The following is a 16,353-nucleotide window of genomic DNA, read 5'->3' on the forward strand; positions in this document are numbered from 1 at the left end:
CATGAACATGAAGCACTTGGAGGCGGCTCTGTACGACGCCTCTATTGCCGGCTGACTTCATTCAGCCGGAGCCTGCAAATAATTTTGCGCATAAATCTTGACGGCACCAAAACGCATACAAAACGCTGTACCGCTCCGGGGAATAATTGTTCGAACCGCTCCCCTTTGTCATCATCCCAATAGCAAACCAGGCATAGTGTTTAAGCAAATTCACAAAAAGCCCCGTATCCTTACGGATACGGGGCTTTTTTGGTGCCGCCAGCCGGAATCGAACCGGCACAGTATCGCTACCGGGGGATTTTAAGTCCCCTGCGTCTACCAGTTCCGCCATGGCGGCATGACATGATTATACCAGAAGGGACACCGCGTGTCAAACGCGGCATCCCATTCTCCCTTTATTTTTTGTTGAATACCTTTTTATCCAGTGCGCCGTCCTGATGCGCCACAATCGTCGTGCAGACCGCGTCGCCCGTGATATTGACCGCTGTGCGCGCCATATCCAGAATACGGTCAATGCCCATAATCAGTCCGATGCCCGCCACCGGCAGTCCGACCGAGTCAAACACCATCGCCAATGTGATAAGGCCCACACTGGGTACACCGGCTGTGCCAATCGATGCGAGCGTTGCAGTGGCGATGACCGTCAGATAGTCCGCCGGGGTCAGCGCAATGCCGAACGCCTGCGCGACAAACACGACCGCTACGCCCTGCATGATCGATGTGCCATCCATATTAATGGTCGCGCCCAACGGAATGGTGAAGGACGAAATGCGGCGCGATACGCCAACCTTTTCCTCCAGTGTTTCAATGGAAAGCGGAATGGTGGCGTTTGAGGTCGCTGTCGAGAACGCAAACCCCATCACCGGTGCAAACTTGCGGATAAACCGGAACGGATTGAGCCCGGTGAACAGTTTGAGCAGAATCTGATAGACGCCAAGACACTGCACCACGAGCGCCAACAGCACCGCGCCCATATATTTGAACATGGGCACCATCGCGGAAAAGCCCAGCTCGGAAAAGGTTTTCGCAATCAGGCAGAATACACCGATGGGAGCGGCACGCATAATCATCATGGTCATTTCCATCATGATATCATTGCCCTGCTGGAAAAAGTTCGTGATGAGCTGCACTTTATCTTGCAATTTGGCCAGAATCAGGCCGACAATCAGCGCAAACAAAATGATTTGCAGCATGTTGCCCGTCGCAAGCGCCTCAATCGGGTTTTTCGGGATGATATTCAGCAGCGTTTCCGTCATGCTCATCGAACTTTCGCTGATTGTTGTCTCCGCCGTCTGCACCTGCGACATATCCAGCCCCAGTCCCGGATTGATAAGGGACGCCACGCTCAGCGCCACCGCCACGGCCAGCATGGTCGTAACCAGATAAAAACCGATCGTCTTAACACCGACCTTGCCCAGCGTCTTGGTATCACCAATGGCCGCCGCACCGCAGACCAACGAACAGAACACCAGCGGCACGACCAGCATCTGCATCAGGCGGATAAAGCCCTGCCCAATGACGTAAAATACACCGCCAACCAGAATGTCCTGCACCGCGGGGATATCCGCTGCAAAAGCATGCAGCAGCGCGCCCACCGCTGCACCAAGCAGCAGCGCGATAAAGATTTTGGTGGTCAGGCCGATTTTCTTGTTATTTGCCGCTTCGCTCATGCCTGCCCTCCCGTCTGCCGTCCGGACAGATACTCCGCCAATGCCTGCTTCCATTCCGGCATCTGATAAATGCCGGTAATGCGCATCATCATATTGTCCAGCAGCGTAAAGCGTGGACGCAGCGTCTCACCCGCTGCCGTCGACTCCACCGGCACATCCGGATAGCCGCTCAGTCTCAGAATCTCATGTGCAAACTCCGCACGCGAGCACATCCCCTCGCACGAGGCATGATACAGGCCGTATTCGCGCGCGGTAATCAGGTATTCGATGAAGCCCGCCAGCGCGTCAGCCGAGGTTGGGGAGGAAATCTCGTCCCCCGGCAGCCGTACGGCCTCGCCGCGCGCCGCTGTCTCCAGCACCTGATCGACAAAATCATACGTCCCCGCGCCGTACAGCCACGAGGAACGCACAATCACATGCTTATCCGTCAGCTCACGCACCAGCTTTTCACCCGCGTATTTGCTTTTGCCGTACATGGTGACCGGATGCGCATCGTCAAATTCGCAGAGCGCCGCACCGGCCGTGCCGTCAAACACGTCATCAGTTGAAATCTGAATCAGTTTCGCGTCGATGCGCCGCGCCGCTACCGCCAGATTGCGCGCGCCCAGCGCGTTGATTTTGTAGGCCTCTTCCGGGCACTCCTCGCAGCGGCGCACATCGGTTAGCCCTGCACAGTTGATAATCACATCCGGATGGTTGAGATCGGCAAACCGTCCCACCTGTTTGCCATCCTCCACCGGCACATCCCGGTCGCTGGTCACCAGCTTGCATTCCGTATTGCGGTCAAACCGATGGCACAGCGCGGAACCCAGCCGTCCGCCTGCGCCCGCGATCCAAACACGGGTCGTTACGCTCATAACATATCCATACCTTTCTCTTACTTCTCTTTAGTATAATCCGCGGCAGCGCCATACTTGCATACGCCAGCGCACTTTTGCTCAAATCGACCGCGGTGTGCCTGTTTTGGCAAGCGTCGCTTCAATCTTGGCTCGGTCAGGCAGCCACGCGGAAAACTCTGCCGCGCTGCCTGCCGCCACCGCGTAACGCAGCGTTTCGGCCGCAGAAAATCCATTCGTGTGCGCATACAGCCAGCCTGCAGCCATCGAATCGCCCGAACCAACCGGCTGCACCACCTCATCACCCGGTGTTGCCTCCAGATACAGCGCCTGCCCCTCCACGGGCACGAGCACAGCCCCCTGCGCGCCGCAGGAAATCAGAATATCCTTTGCTCCCGTCGCCTGCAATTCACGTGCGCAGGCCGCGATACCGGTCGGATTATGCGGCGCGCCGCCGACCAGTGCGTCCAACTCGTCCAGATTTGGCTTGATGAGGTCCGGCGCGCACGGCAGCGCATTCTTGAGCGCATCGCCCGAGGTATCCAGCACTGTCCGGACGCCGTTTTTATGTACGCGCTCCAGCAGTTTGGCATAAATATCCGCCGGTACACCCACAGGCACCGAGCCGGACAACACCAGCCAGTCATCTTCGCCCAGCGTATCCAGCGTTTCCGCCAGCCGCGTCAGCGCTTCCGGCGGTATTTGCGGTCCTGCACCGTTCAGTTCAGTCTGCTCCCGCGCGCACACCTTGACATTGATGCGTGTCATGCCCTCGTCGAGACGGCAAAAATCATATTCCACGCCGGTCTCCGCGAGCAGTGACGCGAATAGCGCGCCCGTTCGTCCAGCGATAAAGCCGAGCGCCCGCGTGGGAAGCCCCAGCGCCGCGCAGACCAACGAAACATTGACGCCCTTGCCGCCCGGATGCAGCGTTTCGCCACTTGTGCGGCACAGCTTTCCCGGCCGCAGCGCGTCTGTACAAACCAAATAATCCAGCGAGGGATTAAGGGTTACGGTGTAGATCATTGCAGTCGCCTCCGTTTAACAAACTATCACTAAAAAGTCATTTAGCTAACCTTCAGAAGCATTCCAAAAGATCTGCTTACATATTATGGTTTCAACCATCACTGACAGTTCCATAGCACTTTCTCAATACAGTTTTAGAACCTACAGAGCTTTGTGGCAAAATACATTGTATATCAACCATTTAATTAATTACACACAGAACAGCACCAATTCAGTAGGCATAGATGAATGCGGTTTCAAATAAAATCTATACTTTGGATTAATTCCATGAATCCACTTTGGTATCGTAATTAAATCTTCTTTTTTATGATAGCAGCAAATTGCCAAGCGTGGGGTATATTTTCGAATAGTCTGTTCTGCCCCCTTTAAGGCTTCCAATTCACTTCCTTCAATATCCATTTTAATAAATGTCACCGGATGTTTTTCGCCACTAACAATATGATCAATCGTATCCGCTTGGATTTCTATGCCTTCATCGTTTGTAAATGCAGCAGTTTCGTCTGTTCCGGATATATGCAGTACCTCTTTTTTACTCCATGCACCCAATTTGAGCATGATAAAATTATCATTTCCTTCAAACTTGGCACACATCTTTTCAAAATTTTCATTTTCTGGTTCCAATGCATAATACGTATACTGTGTAGAGTCAGGTTTCTTCCTCAAAAATTCCTCTGCATTGTCCCCGTCATACGCACCACAATCCACAACTACTTCATGATCTTTCCATATCATTAGATCATCTAAAAAGTATTGCGGATCCGACCAAGGAGCTCGTTCAAACGGTATACTACGGCCTGTTATTCTGCCATTGATATGAGCACAAAGCATTTCTCTGGACAAATCATCTTGCAAAGAATCATACAGCCATTGCCACTCTTTTTCATTTTTTTCAAAATATGAATAGTCAAAGTTGTACTCAGGCAAGATACCAAAATTTGTATCAATTACATTTTGTATCTGCGCAAAATCTTCAAACTTTTCCTCCAGAAGATATCGCGGCAATCCTAATACGAGGTTTACCGCCTTATTTCTCTCAAGAACATCCTCCATGCATTCTACACATTTTTCTGTGGTAGCCAAATGCTGATTGGGAACATATCTTCTTCTGGATATCACAACATGTTGCACATCAACGCCATGTTGCTTCATGTAATGATATACAACTGCAGCCCGTATTCCAAAACCATATAGCACAAAAGGGCCGTCCATTTTTTTGATGTCCTCAAAAAACGCCTATTCGTTAAATGAGTCTTTCATAATTTTATTTTTCATCTATTTTACATCTGCCTTCACTGCATCTTATTTGCAATATAAATTATTTTCTCTAATTGTTCATCCATTGTTTTTCTCTGATGCCCTATCATACATATCATGATAATATTTTTGATATTTACCAGAGGTAACACGCTCCAACCACTCATTATGATTCAAATACCATTGAATGGTTTCGCGAATTCCGTCTTCGAACGTATAAGCAGGTTGCCATTGTAATTCTGTTGTGATTTTGGTATTATCAATAGCATATCGTCTGTCATGTCCCGGACGATCCTTCACATGTTCAATCAGACTCTCCGATTTTCCCAACACATTCAAAATCAAACGTACAATCTCAATATTAGCTTTTTCATTATTTCCGCCAATATTATAAACCTCACCTACCGTACCGCTTTCAAGCACTGTCGTTATTGCAGCACAGTGATCGGATACATGAAGCCAGTCGCGGATTTGCGTGCCATCACCATATACCGGCAAGGTCTTATTGTTGTAAGCATTATAAATCATGAGTGGAATCAGCTTCTCAGGAAACTGATAAGGGCCATAGTTGTTGGAGCAACGCGTAATATTTACTGGCATACCATATGTTTCATGATAAGCATTAACGAGCAAATCTGCACCTGCTTTGGACGCCGAATATGGGCTATTAGGAGAAAGCGCTGTTTTTTCTGTAAACATGCCGGTTGCCCCCAACGCACCATATACTTCATCCGTAGATACTTGCAAATATCTAACCCCTTTACGGTATTCACGAGAATACTTATCTTTATTATCAATTTTCCAGTGCTGTTTGGCTGCATCCAGCAAAATCTGTGTACCAACAATATTTGTAGTCAAGAACAGTTCAGGGGTTTCAATGCTGCGGTCTACATGGCTTTCAGCAGCGAAATGCACTATGGTATCAAAATCATACTCGTCAAATAACGTCTCTAACAGGTTTCTATCTCTAACATCGCCCTTGACAAAGTAATATTTCGGATTCGACTCTATATCATGGAGATTTTCCAAATTTCCTGCATAAGTCAGCAAATCCAGATTGACTAAAGCTTCCAAATCGACATGGTTCTTTAATATATAATGGATAAAATTAGATCCAATAAACCCTGCCCCACCGGTTACTAATATACGCTTCATTACATCCCCTCCTCTGCAATTATCCGTAAATACTTTCCATATTCTGTTTTCATCAGCGGCTGCGCCAACTCCAAAAGCTTATCTTTCGTGATAAATCCCATCCGATATGCAATCTCCTCGATACAAGACACATATAATCCTTGTCTTTTTTGAATGATGCTAACAAATTGAGATGCCTCCTGCAACCCCTCATAGGTGCCTGTATCCAACCATGCCATACCGCGATAAAACTTTATTGCTTTCAGCTGTCCTCGCTCAAGATACACATTATTAACTGCTGTAATCTCCAATTCTCCACGCGCAGAGGGTTTAATCTTTTTGGCAATCTCTACCACCTGATTATCATAGAAATAAAGTCCAGGAACTGCATATTGGGACTTTGGCTTCCGGGGTTTTTCCTCTAATGAAAGCACGTTTCCATTCTCATCGAACTCTACTACACCGAATTCCGTTGGATTATAGACCGGGTAACCAAAAATCACCGCTCCGTTCTCCAATGATGCTGCTTTTGCCAACAAAGTAGAGAAACTTGCTCCATAAAATATATTATCTCCCAAGACAAGCGCCACTTTTTCTTTGCCGATGAAATCTTCCCCGATAATGAAGGCCTCGGCAAGACCATTTGGTTCCTCCTGAACTGCATACAAAAAGGTCATGCCCAGTTGACTTCCATCCCCCAAGATTTCCTGAAAGACAGAAATATCACGAGGTGTCGAAATGATCAATATTTCGCGAATTCCAGCCAGCATCAAAGTAGACAACGGATAATATATCATCGGTTTATCATATATTGGCAGCGCTTGTTTTGAAACACCTCTGGTAAGTGGGTAAAGTCGAGTACCCGAGCCACCTGCTAAAATGATACCTCTCATTTCTATGCCCCTTTATTCTTATTGGAATGAAAGACGAACTTTTTCTGCAAGAAATAGTTTATAAAAGGCAAATAAAACAATGTAACGAACTGAGAGACGTATACATCCCAATGCCAAATATCAACTGTAACATGTAAATGAAGAATATTTATCGGATATGTCACAAAATATACCACATAAAACTTTACAATCTGTCCTATGCTCATTTGTCGATTCTTAAATACAAATCTCGAGGACATGTTATAATTAAAAAGCACAGCAATCAATAGATTAAGAGTGACAGCAAGCTCTTTATTACGAAAAAGCACCATTAAAACAACGAAGCACAAATAACTAAATGCGGTATTCACTCCGCCCGCTATAAGGAAACGCACTAATTGGTTGGAGAATATTTTTTTTAAATGATCAATCATGAGTCCTATCGGAACACCTTCCTATATCCCGTATCGCCAATTTGTCTTGCTGGATTTCCTACAACTGTTGTATAATCTGGTACATCTTTCGTAACAACCGCTCCTTGTCCCACAATTGCATACTTTCCAATTTTTGTGCCCTGCCTTACCATGCACCCCATGCCACCCATGGCACATTCATCCCAGTATGTACATCCCGCAAGAAGCACGCCAACCGAAAGGTTGCAATGATCTCTAATAACCGTGTCATGCCCCAGCACAGCATTAAAAAACACGGCTGCATTTCGTCCAATTGTAACATCAGATGCAATTGCTACACCAGGATAAATGATAGCTCCTTCTCCGATACTTGTGCAAGAATGCGTTTGCACCGATGGATGGATAAACTTTGCTAATTTAAATCCTTTAAGCTGAATCTTTTCAAACAATTCTTTTCTGTTGCTGGGTTCACCCACACCAATCAAAAATTCTACTTCATCTTTTTTATATTTCTCTTCCACTTCTTCAATCGATAAAATAGAACAGCCTGCATATTCTTTTTGCTCCGGCAAATACTGTGCATCGACTGTCATGATAACTTTGTTCCAGCAATTTGACTCTTTGGTCATTACCGTCAATTCCTTTGCCATTCCACTAGCACCGTAGATTGCCAATATTTTATTGTTTTTCATCTTCTGTTACCTCCTGCGCATACTTCAAGTCAATGGCTTCCTCAACTAAATAAAGCGGACGCTCTCGAGTTTCATCATAGATTCGCCACATATATTCGCCAATGACACCTAACGATGCTAAAATCACACCAGAAAAAAAAGTAGTGAGCAATGCTAAACTTGACCATCCAGGAACTTCTCTTTCAGTAAATAGTGCTGTAAAAAATATAACTGCAGAACCCAAAAAAGCGATAAATGCAAAAAAGAATCCAGCAACGGACATCATACGCAAAGGTAAGTACGTATTCGTTGTGATAATGTCTATAAATAGCTTTATTTTTTTTGAAAAAGTCCAGCCACTGGTTCCCGCTTCTCGTTGTTTTCTTTCATATCCAATAAACTTTGTTGAAGCGCTAACCCATAATAGTTGAAATTGCACCGCTCCATTTTTTTCTTTCATTTTTAAATATCGGTTTGCAACTTCTCTTGTCATACAAAAAAAATCGAAACCACCCACTGGATATTGCTTATTGATATAGCGATGAAACAAACGATGTGCTATCTGTGAAAAAATGAGGCCTTTTGCATGATCAGATCTTGCCTCACGTGTTGCGCACACTAATTCAGTCCCTCGTTCAAGTTCCTCTAACATATCGACAAATAACTCAAAAGGTTCTTGTAAATCAGCTGAGATGACACCGATACAGTCACCTTTCGCCATCTGAATACCATGACGAATGGCCAAGGGTTGTCCAAAATTATGAACAAATTTGGCAATACGAATACAATCCGGATACCGTTTTTGGTATTGTTTCATCAATTCCCACGAATTATCTGGCGACCCATCATTAACCATAACGATTTCGATACGATAATTAGGAAAAAGTGCAGAGGAATTCTCCAAAATAAACGGCACTGTGTGAGGAAGATTCGGCTCATTCTTATATATTGGCAAAACAATGGAAAATAGTTTTTTCTGCTCCATTTTATTAACCTCGCGCAAATATTTCTAACATTGCATCGCAAATATAGTCAACATCATCAAGTTCGAGATCCACATACAAAGGCATTGTAATCACTTGATTGGAGATTTTCTTTGCAATGGGTGTGTCGCCACTACAATAATGCGATGCGTAGCACTGCAGATCACTTAGGAGTGGATAAAAATATTTTCTGGTTTGAACATTGTATTCGTTCAACAGCTTATCAACTATAACATCTCGAGAAACAGACGCTGTTTCGTCGATTAGAATAGGGAAATACGCATAGTTATATTCTATATCAGAACCATCCCACTTGAAAAGTGTAACGCCTTGCACATCTGATAAGCGCATCAAATAATGTGAGATTAAAGCTCTTCTCTTTTCAATTTGCTGTTGCAATATCTCTAAATTTACAATGCCCATTGCCGCATGCATGTCTGTCATTTTTGCATTAAAACTAATTGTAGTTGCTACCTCTGGAGCAACCATACCAAAGTTTTTTGCAGAAATCAGTTTTTCTTTCAGTGCATTATTTGTAAATGTGATCGCGCCACCTTCTACTGTGTGAAACACCTTTGTAGCATGAAATGAGAACATAGAGGCATCTCCAAAGTTGCCAATTCCTTTCCCCCCAACTTGAACACCAAAAGCATGCGCAGCATCATAAACCACTTTCAATCCATGCTTATCCGCAATTTTCTGGATTTCATATACATTACAAGGGAAACCATATACATGTACCGGAACAATTGCTTTTGTTTTTTCATTGATTAAATTCTCTATTTTTGATTCATCCAAAGTGCAATCACTTTTTTTGATATCACAAAAGACAGGCTTTAATCCATTCATAGAAATTGCATGTGATGTGGATATATATGTAAATGGAGTGGTAATCACTTCTCCATCCCTGATATCCAATGCCTTAATTGCACAATCGAGTGCCATATGTCCGTTGGAAAATACAACTGTATTGGGAACTTTCAAATATTCTGACAGTTTTTGTTCAAATTCTCTCACAAGTGGTCCACCATGTGTCAGCCATCTTGTTTCCCAAAGACTGGATGCTTTCTGCATGAATGTTTGCGGATCCGGCATATATGGTCTAGTTATCGGAATTCGCTGCTCTCTTTTTTTCATAAATACGCCTACCATTTCTATTAAACATTATTCTGCCTATTCATTATGTCTTCAATCATTTTTGATTGTTTCATAATCTGTATCCTGGATTGTATGTTTTTTTCCGAATTCTCAATTATTTCAAGAAAATTTTGTATAGAGTTAACGAATGAATCATCTTGACCCAATTCAAGCACATTTTCTGTGGCAGAATCACGCACAATTCCCTGCGCCAAAAATCCACTTGGCGCTGTAAAAATTCTCGGCGCAATGAGCGTCGCTTGACTTCCCCAGACCTCAAGCTGACACTGATAAGCATTGTCCATGCCAAATGATATCTGAGCAACTTGACCGGCATCATTTTCTATCACTGCATTACCATATAGATCAACGCTAAATCCATCGGGCTGATATAATTTTGAGTGCACAACTTTTGCTGTATCGCCTAGTAACTCCAACGCCAAACGAACAGGATAGCCTCCACAATCTAATAGTGCTCCGCCACCAAGCGCCTTATTGTAACGAAAATCCCCCTGTCCTCGCATAGGGAATCCAAAAGACATTCGATAAAGACGGATATCTCCCAAGAGTCCATCCGCAATCATCGCTTCAATTTTAGCAAGTTGGCAATGATAAAGAAACATATAGTTCTCATGCACTATAAGCCCCTTTTTCGCCGCCAACTCCAGCAGCTCCTCTGTCTCGTGCAAATGCGTTGTAAAGGGTTTTTCCATTAGAAGATGCTTGCCGGACTCAAGCGCTTTTTTTCCCCACTCATAGTGAAGTGCTGGCGGCAGAGGAACATACACAGCATCGATTGTATCATCTGCCAATAAGTCACCATAGTTTTCGTATATTTGACCACCGAATGTTTCTTGGAACGGCTGGCACTTTTCTGGTGTGCGCGATGCCACGCCTGCATAAGTGAAGTTCGAACATTTGCTTAGTGCAGGCAAAAATCTTCGAAATGCAATATCGGCCGTACCTAAAACTCCTAATTTCATCATATCACACCTCCAGCAACGAAAGCAAATTGCGTAGTTGGATATTTAGCGTATTATTTACCTGTACTAGCTCATTCAATGTACGATAATTCACCCAAAAGTAACCTGCTGGCAATTGGGAAATTTCTTCTATATCTACCTTCATCAAAATATTTCTATTCTGTTCGTGGTAAAAGCGCCCCCCCTCCTCAGAAAGCAAATGATCAAAGAATACGCCCGTACCCTGTGCAAGACGGCTAAAAAAGAATTTATCGATTTCCGTCTCTTCATGGCCGGATATCGATACTGCCTCTTTTTGCACGGTTGGTCCAAGCTCTATGCTATCAAAGCATCCAAGCTCCGGAGTCGCCCTCACTAAGAATCTTAAAATTCCTTCCCGCTCACAACAGATCAGCCCAAATGTTGCAATACCCATCGCTTCAAACAGCGGCTGTGTCCATTGCTTTACCTCTCTGCCTTCCATTGCAATATCACAAAAAATAACTTGATATGGATACTTGTCTATGTGATAAATGCATTGATCTTCGATTCTCCAATCTCGCAGCATATTTAATGGGATTAGTTCGCCTTCTTGCGCCTCAAACATCTTATAGTTATTTATATATTGATAAATTTGGGGGATGACATTTTGTTGCTCTGGTTCAAAAATTGAACGAAAAAGCGTTTTATTTTGAAACTTACTGCATACTTCTTTTCTGCCCAGTTCGTCTAATTGCAATCTATAATATGGGATGCACGACAATACCGTACGCGTATCCATATTGACTAGATTATCCATTCTCATCAGCTTTTTTATCTGCCCCAATGTCATCCATTTATGAGATGGTAATAACGCAACTTCATCCTCTACCCGCAAAATAATATTTCGATTCCGCTTTTTATAAAAGCGTGATGATTGCTCTGATTGAATTTGATCGACAACGATTTCATACCGCGATGCGCACTCGAAATATTTCAAATATGGCGGTTTTGCTCCGCCGTGCTTTTGTGTGAAATTGCTTTTTGTTGCTTGAATTGTTGGAGAAATCTGAATTTTGTTTACATTGCCGGGTTCTATTTTAGCCTGCATTAAAAAGTGCATGATTCCATCGATTTCTTTACAAATAATTCCCAGAAACCCGATCTCTTGTTGCAATATAACAGGTTGTTGCAAGACACTGCCATCTCGTTCTTTTTTTTGAAAACCTGTTATAGAGAAGAAGCTGTTATTTTTATTATGAATTGTACCCTGTTCAGTATCATAAATCCAGAAAGAGCTATTTGAAAGAGTGCTTTTTTCAATATTCACCGCAACCGTTTCATTTCTATCTCCCACCCAAGCAAGAATTTCTTCTGTGGTATTTACTCTACTTTCAGAAGTAGCCCAGCTTTTTATGATGGAATATAGTGTATTCTGCTGCATATTAAGTCACTTCCTTTCTTCCGCTTTTCACCACAATTCCAAGTTTTTATTTCGCCAATTACGTTCTGTATCAAAAAGCAATTTATCTAATTTGCTATATTTTTTGATACAAAAACATTTTAAAATTTCCATTCGTTATATCGATTTCATCTACCATTTTATAATTTGTGTTGATAATCTCTCTAATTTCCTCATCGCCTATATCCGATTGCACCACAATCCACTCTGCATCCAAAGAGGAATAATACTGTACAGTTTCGTCACGAAGCTCATCAGAAATGGCATAAAGATAATCGTTTCCCCCATAATATTTATATGATGGATAGATACCAGTTACCAAATACCAGCTCGCTCGTATATTATATCCTATAACTTTATCTCTATCCTCTTCCGGAATAATCGATGCTTGCTCCCTTATCCTATCAATATCCTGTATTTCAGGGTTATATCGACTTAAGTCCTTGATCCAATTGTATTTCTCTAGTCCATTCTGATAGGACTGTATAAAAACGGTCATAATAAGCACTATGCATATTGCAAAATAAGAAATAATATATCGATTTAGATCCTTTATCTTTTTGTGCTCACTGCTCATCCATAGACCTATTGTCACAGGAACAAAGATTGCAATTATGATATAGTAATGCGGATATAGGTAGCTTCTTATCATCATAATTCCAGATAATATAGCTCCCGATAAAATTGTATATCTTACCATACCCTTTTTACCAATTGCTAACAGGCAGGCAGAAATCACAGGTATTAGATATACAAAAATCTGCTTCCATTCTTCCTTGCTATGAGAAATTGCATCTCCTGCATAATCCAAATTGAATAAAATTGTTCCATAAAGCATATCATACAAAGCCCCATGATATGCAAAATATATGATAAACGGCAGTGTTACAACTGCAAAACCTAACAAAAATCCACCTGCATTATGCAATAGATTTTGAAATTCTTTTTTATATAATAAAAATATGGTAATACAAGCCACAAATGCGCAGGTTGATACTGCGTTGGTTACTCGCAGATCCAATGAAACACCAAATGTAATACCATAAACTACTGCATACTTCCATGGATGCTGAACTTGCGAAGATAAATTCATCGCATATTTTAACACCAGATAGCAGCTGATCATCAGCAAAGGAAGATTAAATTCTTCTAACAGTCCTCCTTCATCAATTACCGCTATAAAATAAACGACCGAAGCCAGTGATGCCATCATTCCGCCAACAACACCACTAAACAGTTTTCCAATTTTATAACTGAACATCAAAGAGACAGCTAAGCAAATACACTGCAAAACATATACTCCCCAATGTTCGCTGATAAGGTTCGCCAGCATAAAAATGAAAAATGCTCCTGGACCCTTATGTTCAAAAATATCTTTATACGGAATCAGCCCTTCCGTCCAGGACTTACCGATTAAATTGTATACTGCCCCATCATATCCCCAGAAGCACGCTGATTCTGGTATTCTAGGCGTTGAAGAAAGCGACAAGAAATAAAGAACAAAAATAACAATTGGAAGCAGTAATATGACAAACGCTTTTTCAACAATATTCCAGTTAATTAAGCTCTTCTTCTCTTCATAGACCGCCGCCAAATATATACATATAATAAATATAATTAAGCAGAGAAGAGCAGACACTGTATTAGCTATTATGAAATTTCTTTGCAATCCCTGCAGCGAAAAAGAATATCCATACTCATTTTCGTTATCTTGATACAAATCGCACAAATATGTGTCATCACCAATTGTTATCTGTACTTTACCTTCATTGGGTCCAGCATTAAATACAAGATTAAAGTATTTGACAGGTGGTATCTTTAATACGAGCACTTCATCATTTGTTGATGTATAAACTCTTTCCTCGTTATTATATGTCCAATTTCCATTTTCTACTATATCAGACACATTATACCATGTATCGCCATTCATTCCACCCCGCAGAGAAACCGAAGCTTCTGAAAATTCAGTAACATTTTGAATTGTAACCCTAGTACCTCCAAGCTTTACTAGCGAGTGGTATGAAAAAATAGCCAATATCGCAATGCAAATGGTTGCTATTAATGATACGTTTTTTACCCGCACTTTGACATACGATCTACTCATCTCTTAATTTCCTTTCAAACATACTATTAAGCAAATGTTGCATTGAACTCTGGCACTTCATTAACTTGTAATCATAATATTACTAATAAAATTTCATGTAGCCTTTTAGCCGAATATACGAGCCAATCCCTTCACTTGTTTGCCACACCAGCATACAACAACACTAATTGCGAAGTATACAAATGCTGAAAGAATCATTGAAAGCATAGAGCCGCTATTGCTGTAAAGCGGAAGTATTGACAGGGTTGAATGATTAAGGTGTGTTAGAAAAATAACGTGAATAAAATATATTCCCATTGTAACATTGCCAATTTCGTGCAAAATATGCGCTCGTAATCCTGTTACTTTCTTTTGCAGAAATTCACTATTCGATAAAGCCATACAAAATACCGATGCTGCCATTATGAGATTACCCCAGCTTCCAATCGCGCTGATAAACGTCTTGTCTGGCTGACCATGTAATTGAGAAATGTAAACTGTATCTGCCACTGAAATTGCCAGGCCGAGAAGACATAGCAGCACAAATTGATAGAACTTATAAGACTGTATTTTATTCCGCAACTCCCATAAAACTCCGCCGCATAAAAACAATCCTAAATCTGGCCAGAAAATTGAAAAAGAATAATTGGGGATATTAAAACCTAATAATTTAGAGCCATCATATATAAGTCCAGGTATGATGAGCAATAAGACTAAGGCATATATTTTCTGATTCAAGCTCAAAGCATGGTACATGTTTGAAATCAATGGTAACAACATATAAATGCCAAACAGACTATACATAAACCAAAGATGCGGTTCTTGATTGACAAATAAGATTTTTAGAAATTTATTGACTTCTAAAATACTTCCTATATAAAGATAAATCACTCCCCAAAAGAGTGTTGGGAGCACAATTTTCATAACTCTTCTTTTTAGTGTTGATGAAATACTCTGGGGTTTGCGCAGCAAATATGCACCTGATATCATGAAGAAACATGGAACGGCAAATCCTGTAAAGCAGTTCATAATCAAAGCTGATATTCGTCCATCCGCATAATCTGAAAAGATTGTACACGTATTATGCAATAAAACAATAATATAGCAGCAAAAAATTCGCAGCACATCTCCCCACACTTCACGCGGTTTTTGCCTCGTACCTATTCTTTTTTTGCCTACCATCATAAACACAACAAGAAAGGCAAATACAAATGTAACAGCCGCTGCAATCCAAATTTGCTTAGTATAGTTAGCACCAACACGAAATGGTATTTCAAATGCCTTTCCGTTTTCTACTTCGCTCTCCGCATTAAGATCGAAGGATATTGTTTCATCCCCAATCTCAACCATCACACTTCCTTCATTCGGACCTACATTGAATGTCAGCAAACGCTGCTCTGCATTCGGTAACGTGAAGCGGAACGCTGTTCCATCCGTAGCTGTATATGTCGATGAGCCCTCATCACTTAATTCCCAATTTCCGGCATCGATTACATTTTCCCATGGATTATACCATTTTCCATCCACAGATGCACCACGGTATACCACACGTTTTCCTGCATCCTGACTATAAAGAGCAATTATCTCCTGATCTGAATTTTGTGGTGAAAATACATTAGAAGTAATCAGAAAAGCAAGAAAAGCGAAAAAAGATGCCAATACCAGCGAAACCACCGCTGCCAGTGGTTTCTTGATTGTACGAGTGCCGTGCGGCCTATCTTGGTCTGAGCACACCGTTTCCTTCTCGTTTCTTTGTTCCCGGTGCCGTCAAGATTTATGCGCAAAATTATTTGCAGGCTCCGGCTGAATGAAGTCAGCCGGCAATAGAGGCGTCGTACAGAGCCGCCTCCAAGTGCTTCATGTTCATGTAT

The 16,353-nt window shown here is 42.4% G+C and carries 14 protein-coding genes and 1 tRNA gene; all 15 read right to left on the reverse strand.

Annotated elements, in window-relative coordinates; genetic code table 11:
- Positions 1–250: 250 nt before the first annotated feature.
- The 15 genes from ACTQ34_RS15640 to ACTQ34_RS15710 all read right to left on the reverse strand — a co-directional run bounded on the left by ACTQ34_RS15640 (position 251) and on the right by ACTQ34_RS15710 (position 16,141).
- Positions 251–337, reverse strand: a tRNA-Leu gene (locus ACTQ34_RS15640).
- A gap of 58 nt (positions 338–395) precedes the next feature.
- Positions 396–1,670, reverse strand: coding sequence for a dicarboxylate/amino acid:cation symporter (locus ACTQ34_RS15645; RefSeq protein WP_441364597.1), 1,275 nt, complete (start codon positions 1,668–1,670; stop codon positions 396–398).
- A complete protein-coding gene (gene rfbD, locus ACTQ34_RS15650) occupies positions 1,667–2,527 on the reverse strand; it encodes a dTDP-4-dehydrorhamnose reductase (RefSeq protein ID WP_441364598.1) in 861 nt (286 codons plus the stop codon). Before rfbD ends, ACTQ34_RS15645 begins: the two co-directional genes overlap by 4 nt.
- Before the next feature lie 81 nt (positions 2,528–2,608).
- Entirely contained in the window at positions 2,609–3,532 is a 924-nt protein-coding gene (gene pfkB / locus ACTQ34_RS15655; protein WP_441364599.1) for a 1-phosphofructokinase, read from the reverse strand.
- 189 nt (positions 3,533–3,721) lie between these two features.
- Positions 3,722–4,741: an FkbM family methyltransferase gene (locus ACTQ34_RS15660; RefSeq protein WP_441364600.1), complete on the reverse strand. Its 1,020-nt coding sequence runs from the start codon at positions 4,739–4,741 to the stop codon at positions 3,722–3,724.
- Between the two features lie 123 nt (positions 4,742–4,864).
- A complete protein-coding gene (gene rfbB, locus ACTQ34_RS15665) occupies positions 4,865–5,941 on the reverse strand; it encodes a dTDP-glucose 4,6-dehydratase (protein ID WP_441364601.1) in 1,077 nt (358 codons plus the stop codon).
- A complete protein-coding gene (gene rfbA, locus ACTQ34_RS15670) occupies positions 5,941–6,813 on the reverse strand; it encodes a glucose-1-phosphate thymidylyltransferase RfbA (protein WP_441364602.1) in 873 nt (290 codons plus the stop codon). Before rfbA ends, rfbB begins: the two co-directional genes overlap by 1 nt.
- A 2-nt stretch (positions 6,814–6,815) precedes the next feature.
- A complete protein-coding gene (locus ACTQ34_RS15675) occupies positions 6,816–7,226 on the reverse strand; it encodes a GtrA family protein (protein WP_441364603.1) in 411 nt (136 codons plus the stop codon).
- A 5-nt stretch (positions 7,227–7,231) separates the two neighbouring features.
- Positions 7,232–7,897, reverse strand: coding sequence for a NeuD/PglB/VioB family sugar acetyltransferase (locus tag ACTQ34_RS15680; RefSeq protein WP_441364604.1), 666 nt, complete (start codon positions 7,895–7,897; stop codon positions 7,232–7,234).
- Positions 7,884–8,861 (reverse strand): glycosyltransferase family 2 protein, encoded by a 978-nt coding sequence (locus ACTQ34_RS15685; protein ID WP_441364605.1) that lies wholly within the window; start codon positions 8,859–8,861, stop codon positions 7,884–7,886. Before ACTQ34_RS15685 ends, ACTQ34_RS15680 begins: the two co-directional genes overlap by 14 nt.
- Before the next feature lie 4 nt (positions 8,862–8,865).
- Positions 8,866–9,996 (reverse strand): DegT/DnrJ/EryC1/StrS family aminotransferase, encoded by a 1,131-nt coding sequence (locus ACTQ34_RS15690; RefSeq protein WP_441364606.1) that lies wholly within the window; start codon positions 9,994–9,996, stop codon positions 8,866–8,868.
- 20 nt (positions 9,997–10,016) lie between these two features.
- On the reverse strand, positions 10,017–10,982 hold the full coding sequence (locus ACTQ34_RS15695) for a Gfo/Idh/MocA family protein (RefSeq protein WP_441364607.1): 966 nt from the start codon (positions 10,980–10,982) through the stop codon (positions 10,017–10,019).
- 1 nt (position 10,983) lies between these two features.
- Positions 10,984–12,381 (reverse strand): NDP-hexose 2,3-dehydratase family protein, encoded by a 1,398-nt coding sequence (locus ACTQ34_RS15700; protein WP_441364608.1) that lies wholly within the window; start codon positions 12,379–12,381, stop codon positions 10,984–10,986.
- Between the two features lie 94 nt (positions 12,382–12,475).
- On the reverse strand, positions 12,476–14,503 hold the full coding sequence (locus ACTQ34_RS15705) for an ArnT family glycosyltransferase (RefSeq protein WP_441364609.1): 2,028 nt from the start codon (positions 14,501–14,503) through the stop codon (positions 12,476–12,478).
- 105 nt (positions 14,504–14,608) lie between these two features.
- Positions 14,609–16,141 (reverse strand): acyltransferase, encoded by a 1,533-nt coding sequence (locus ACTQ34_RS15710; protein ID WP_441364610.1) that lies wholly within the window; start codon positions 16,139–16,141, stop codon positions 14,609–14,611.
- Positions 16,142–16,353 lie beyond the last annotated feature (212 nt).

The organism is Agathobaculum sp. LCP25S3_E8, from assembly GCF_052117165.1.
Classification (GTDB): Bacteria; Bacillota; Clostridia; order Oscillospirales; family Butyricicoccaceae; genus Agathobaculum.

Bases quoted from the DNA above. Each gene is read 5' to 3' on its own strand.
- rfbA (WP_441364602.1), bottom strand. From the start codon at position 6,813: ATGAGAGGTATCATTTTAGCAGGTGGCTCGGGTACTCGACTTTACCCA.
- rfbD (WP_441364598.1), bottom strand. From the start codon at position 2,527: ATGAGCGTAACGACCCGTGTTTGGATCGCGGGCGCAGGCGGACGGCTG.
- ACTQ34_RS15705 (WP_441364609.1), bottom strand. From the start codon at position 14,503: ATGAGTAGATCGTATGTCAAAGTGCGGGTAAAAAACGTATCATTAATA.
- ACTQ34_RS15685 (WP_441364605.1), bottom strand. From the start codon at position 8,861: ATGGAGCAGAAAAAACTATTTTCCATTGTTTTGCCAATATATAAGAAT.
- ACTQ34_RS15645 (WP_441364597.1), bottom strand. From the start codon at position 1,670: ATGAGCGAAGCGGCAAATAACAAGAAAATCGGCCTGACCACCAAAATC.
- ACTQ34_RS15695 (WP_441364607.1), bottom strand. From the start codon at position 10,982: ATGATGAAATTAGGAGTTTTAGGTACGGCCGATATTGCATTTCGAAGA.
- pfkB (WP_441364599.1), bottom strand. From the start codon at position 3,532: ATGATCTACACCGTAACCCTTAATCCCTCGCTGGATTATTTGGTTTGT.
- ACTQ34_RS15680 (WP_441364604.1), bottom strand. From the start codon at position 7,897: ATGAAAAACAATAAAATATTGGCAATCTACGGTGCTAGTGGAATGGCA.
- ACTQ34_RS15690 (WP_441364606.1), bottom strand. From the start codon at position 9,996: ATGAAAAAAAGAGAGCAGCGAATTCCGATAACTAGACCATATATGCCG.
- ACTQ34_RS15675 (WP_441364603.1), bottom strand. From the start codon at position 7,226: ATGATTGATCATTTAAAAAAAATATTCTCCAACCAATTAGTGCGTTTC.
- rfbB (WP_441364601.1), bottom strand. From the start codon at position 5,941: ATGAAGCGTATATTAGTAACCGGTGGGGCAGGGTTTATTGGATCTAAT.
- ACTQ34_RS15700 (WP_441364608.1), bottom strand. From the start codon at position 12,381: ATGCAGCAGAATACACTATATTCCATCATAAAAAGCTGGGCTACTTCT.
- ACTQ34_RS15660 (WP_441364600.1), bottom strand. From the start codon at position 4,741: ATGGACGGCCCTTTTGTGCTATATGGTTTTGGAATACGGGCTGCAGTT.